The sequence below is a fragment of the Gordonia sp. UBA5067 genome, from assembly GCF_002414845.1.
Classification (GTDB): domain Bacteria; phylum Actinomycetota; class Actinomycetes; order Mycobacteriales; family Mycobacteriaceae; genus Gordonia; species Gordonia defluvii.
On record NZ_DIAX01000010.1, the window covers coordinates 1 to 4,245 of the forward strand.

At 64.2% G+C, this 4,245-nt stretch carries 6 protein-coding genes; 2 read left to right on the top strand and 4 right to left on the bottom strand.

Features of this window, described 5'->3' with window-relative positions; translation table 11 throughout:
* From B4M62_RS01560 to B4M62_RS01575, 4 genes are all read right to left on the bottom strand, one after another.
* A partial coding sequence (locus tag B4M62_RS01560; RefSeq protein WP_290704160.1) for an ATP-binding protein occupies positions 1-1,506 on the bottom strand: 1,506 nt, incomplete at its 3' end.
* Positions 1,503-1,811 (bottom strand): DUF2742 domain-containing protein, encoded by a 309-nt coding sequence (locus B4M62_RS01565; RefSeq protein ID WP_290704163.1) that lies wholly within the window; start codon positions 1,809-1,811, stop codon positions 1,503-1,505. The genes B4M62_RS01560 and B4M62_RS01565, both read right to left, overlap by 4 nt.
* Positions 1,808-1,969, bottom strand: coding sequence for a hypothetical protein (locus tag B4M62_RS01570; protein WP_290704166.1), 162 nt, complete (start codon positions 1,967-1,969; stop codon positions 1,808-1,810). Before B4M62_RS01570 ends, B4M62_RS01565 begins: the two co-directional genes overlap by 4 nt.
* Before the next feature lie 159 nt (positions 1,970-2,128).
* Complete coding sequence (locus tag B4M62_RS01575) at positions 2,129-2,329, bottom strand: DNA-binding protein (RefSeq protein ID WP_290704169.1); 201 nt, start codon at positions 2,327-2,329, stop codon at positions 2,129-2,131.
* Positions 2,330-2,437: 108 nt separating this feature from the next.
* Here B4M62_RS01575 and B4M62_RS01580 point away from each other — a divergent pair, with 108 nt between their 5' ends.
* Positions 2,438-2,959 (top strand): helix-turn-helix domain-containing protein, encoded by a 522-nt coding sequence (locus B4M62_RS01580; protein WP_290704171.1) that lies wholly within the window; start codon positions 2,438-2,440, stop codon positions 2,957-2,959.
* A complete protein-coding gene (locus B4M62_RS01585; RefSeq protein ID WP_290704173.1) occupies positions 2,925-4,121 on the top strand; it encodes a tyrosine-type recombinase/integrase in 1,197 nt (398 codons plus the stop codon). The genes B4M62_RS01580 and B4M62_RS01585 overlap by 35 nt, the downstream gene beginning before the upstream one ends.
* The last annotated feature ends 124 nt before the right edge of the window (positions 4,122-4,245 follow it).

A 4,245-nucleotide genomic window follows, 5' to 3' on the forward strand; every position in this document is an offset into this window, starting at 1 on the left:
AGGCGGGTCAGGCGGGTCAGAAATACGGGCAATCTCAGGACGGGTGATCGTCCAGCGCGCAACCTTGTCCTTATTGCGGGCGTCGGAGTCGACCGTCCACCCGACTGCGCGAAGTGCTGGGGCGTGTCGGGTAATCAATGTGGTGACCGCACGCGACGACTTCGGCCAGTCACGCGGCCGCCGCCAATCCTTGTCGTCGGGTGTCAGCGCGGCCAGGATCTCAGCGGACGTCATACCCTCGGCGGTGAAGTGTTCGGCCCGCAGGTGCTCGATGAAGCCGTCGGCCGATAGGGAATCCTCGGCGATCCGATCAGCGCGACCCAAGTAGTGGGCCATGCCATCGGTGCCAAGTACCTCGTCGACTGCGGCCAGCACGCGCGCGAAGTCCGCCATGCGCGGCATCTCGGCCAGCCTGATCGTCGGCAGCCGATGATGCACTTCGGCGGCCAGGTCGAGCAGCGCACCAAACACAGCCCCCCGACATTTTGACCAAGCGAAATTCAGTTCGCCCTCGTCGCGTCGTCGCGCTTTCGGTATCCGGGGAAGGTCGGCCAGCACCATGCGCTCCCCAAGGTCGCCGCGCAGCGCACCGAGGTCAATGCCGTTGATGACGACGCAGCGCCGGAACTTGACGACGGCGAGACCAGCATCGGAGTACAGGGCGCGCTTGACGTTGCCGTCTCCGGTGGATGCACGGCACAGACTGTCCGACAGCCAGGCAGGTATGCCGCTGAGGTTGTCGAGCGCGACCACCCAACTGCCTGCCGCAGCGGTAACCCACGAGTCGGCGTCGCGGGGTGCCTGCCGCAGCGGGACCGGCGACGGGTCGATTAGGTCGACGATTGTGCGGGTTGCTGACGACTTGGCTGCACCTTGCTCGGCGATCAGGCCGACGACCGGGTGTGGTGCGTCCACCTGTATCAGGGCCTGAATCATGGCGGCCAGGATGACGGGCCGGTCGGCCTCGGCGATGTGCAAGAACGTCCACAGTTCGTCGAGACTGCCGCCGCGTTCGGGGCGCACGACGGGGCCGGTCAACTTCGTTCGGGTGAACACGACGGGCGCGGAGTCGGTGATCTTCCATCCGCCGCCGACGATCTCGATCACGTTGCCGTCGACGTCGCCGCAGTCGATATAGGCGCGGCCTTCGTGCTCGGCGGTCCGCAGGAACATGCAGGTCGGTTCCTTCATCGCAGCGACACCTTCGAGGACGTTCGCGGCGTCGGCCAGAGATTGCTGTGAAGCGACGAGGCCGGTGCCGGCGAAGTAACGCCTGGCGAGTTCGGCGCGCAGTCCGGTGCGCCCGCCGCGCAGCAACATCCCAATATGCGGGAGTGACTTGGATACGGCGAAAGGCTGTTCGTCTTCGCTCATACCAAGCCGGTATTCGGCCTGGGCGAGGTCGACGAGCAGGGCGGCGGTCGACCGCTTCTGTGTCGGTTCGACGTCGGTATCGGGATTGGTGAATTCGGTATCGTCCGGCGGCGGGATGGTCTGATCGGTCACGCCGACCTCCTCTCAATGTGTGCGCCGCTACGGACCGCGTCGGCGTGGTTGCGAACCTGGCGGGCCTCAGATGCCCAGTCGCGGGCCTGGGAAACGTCGACGGCGGCGGCCTTCATGCGCTCGCCGTCAACATCGTTGGCGAATACCCACATGATGGCGGCGCGGTAGACCGAGGCGACGCGCAGCGGATGCCCATCGGGCAACGCGGTCCACGAGGCGCTACCGAAAACTGGTGGTGTCCCGTGACGCTCAAGGCGTTGCAAAGTGGTGAGGGTGCCGTCGAGCGCGGCCTGAAAGTCGATCACGACGTACATCCCTCGACGCGCAGCTCGCTGGTCGGCCACACTTCGCAACGGTGGCTGAGGTCGGCGTGCTCGACGACGACTGCGGTGTACTTGGTGCTATCGGCGAGGATTGCGAGGACGCGGTGTCCTCGCGGGCTGTAGCAGGTAGCATGACTCATGACTGACTTCCTTCGTGGTTGTTGGTGTCGCCCTCGACCTGTCCGCCAAGACTTTGGGTCGGGGGCATTTCCATGCGCGGGGTGCGTAGGTCTTCGGTGTGGTCGTCGGCGATCAGCCCGAGGTCTTCGATCGCGGCGAAATGGTCGGCCCGCACGGCTTTAGGCCGCGCCGCTGAGGCCGAGTGCGGCCTTGAGGTCCGCGGTCGGCACGACGTAACGCGATCCGACCTTGATGACGCGGGTGGGAAACGTGCCATTTTGCGCGGCAGCGTAGGCGGTGCTCGTGCCGATGCCGAACGCTGCGGCTGCGGTCACGATGTCGGTCGAGACGCCCAGGGCGTCGATTTGTTCTGGTGTCATCTTCGAGTCCTATCTGGGATTCCGAACAAATTCCCGTGAATGTTCGGGAATACAAACAGGTCTATCACACGTTCGCTATCTCAGGCAACACCCGATATTCTGTTCGGTATGTCGAACTGGGTAGATGAGGTTGCAAGCCGTATCGGCCGAGAGGTCGCCAAGCTGAGGGGCGAGCGATCCGGACAGTGGCTGTCAGACCAGACGGCCGCAGTGGGCAAGCGAATCTCGAAGGCGTCAATTTCGGAGATCGAGAACGGGAAGCGCAAGTCGGTGTCGGTAGCTGATCTGATGGTGCTCGCGGCCGCGCTCGAAGTACCGCCGATAGTGCTGCTGTTCCCAGGTATCCCAGACGGCAATCTCGAAGTCTTGCCAGGCAGGGATACGGATGCATGGAGTGCAGTCGAGTGGTTCGTCGGAGAAGACAAACGGGACTCTCTGCCGAAGCTTGTGAGGCATCGGAATACGACCGCACGACGACTAAAAGAGCACGAGTTGCACGTGAAGTACGGCAAAGTCTCGCCAAGCGACCTAGGCAAATTCAACGACCTCATCGAGTCCTATAAACGGTGGATCGATGAAGACGAGGAGAAGATGCGTGCGGCAGGTGGGACTGTCGACGATGAGCGGTAGGCCGCGCCTGGCAATCGGCACATATGGCACGATCACCACGACCGAGTTGCCCGGTGGTCAGTGGGACGCCAAGACCCGATACCGCGACCACGACGGCAAGACCAGGCAACTCCGCGCCCGAGGCACAACCGCGGCCAAGGCCAAGGCAGCGCTCAAACTGAAGATCCGCGACCGCCAGCACGCGGTCGGCCACGACAACCTCGACGCCGATTCGACCGTCGCCCAACTCGCCGACCGGTGGATGCTCGACGACGTCGAGCGGGGCCTCGGTCGTGGCGGTAAGCCACGAACCGCAAACACCGTCGCCTACTATCGGCGCGTCGTCGACAAGATCATCAAGCCGGGCCTATCCGACGTGACATTGCGCGAGGCGGACACGCAGCGCGTCGACCGATTCCTACTCGCCCTCCCCGCACTATCGGCCCGCCGGGACGCTCGCGTGGTGCTGCGGCAGGCGTTCGCGCTCGCAGCGCGCTACGGATGCATCTCAGTCAATCCGGTGATCGACGCGCACCGACCACCGGCGAGTCTGGCCAAGCCGCGCGCCCTGGGCGTCGCCGACGTGCACGAGCTACGCCAACGCATACGCAAGTGGCAGGCCGAGGAACTACGCGGCCCACGCCGCGCCCACGACCTTGTCGAGATCTTCGACGTGATGCTGGGGACCGGCGTCCGGATCGGGGAAGTCCTCGCGCTGCGCTGGTCCGACTGCACCGACCTCGACGCCGATCGAGTCGCCGTCACCATCAGTGGCACCGTAGTCACAGAGAAGGGACGCGGCTGCTACCGACAGGACCATCCCAAGACCGACGCCGGACTTCGCACGGTCATCCTGCCTAAGTTCGCCGTCGAAGCGCTAAGACGGCAACGTGATCGAGGCATCCCCTCGGCCGAGGGTCTGATCTTCCCGACGCGCACCGGCTCGCCCAGATGGCCGTCCAACGTCCGCACCGCGTGGCGCAAAGTGCGCGGCGAAGAATACGGGTGGGTCAAGCCGCACAGCTTCCGCAAGACCGTGGGCACACTCGTCGCCAGGGAACTCGGCGTCGAGGCCGCATCGGTGCAACTAGGGCATTCGGCAACGGCCGTGACAGAGCGGCACTACATCGAGCGGGCCGTCGAAGCACCCGATATGACCAGCGTTCTAGACCGGCTCGCCTAGATATCCGTTGCATAAGCGTTGCATCCGACGAAAAAGACCAGGCAGCGCCACAGTCAAAACTATGGTCTACCTGGTCTAATGCGAGCCGCCTAGGAGAATCGAACTCCTGACCTATTCATTACGA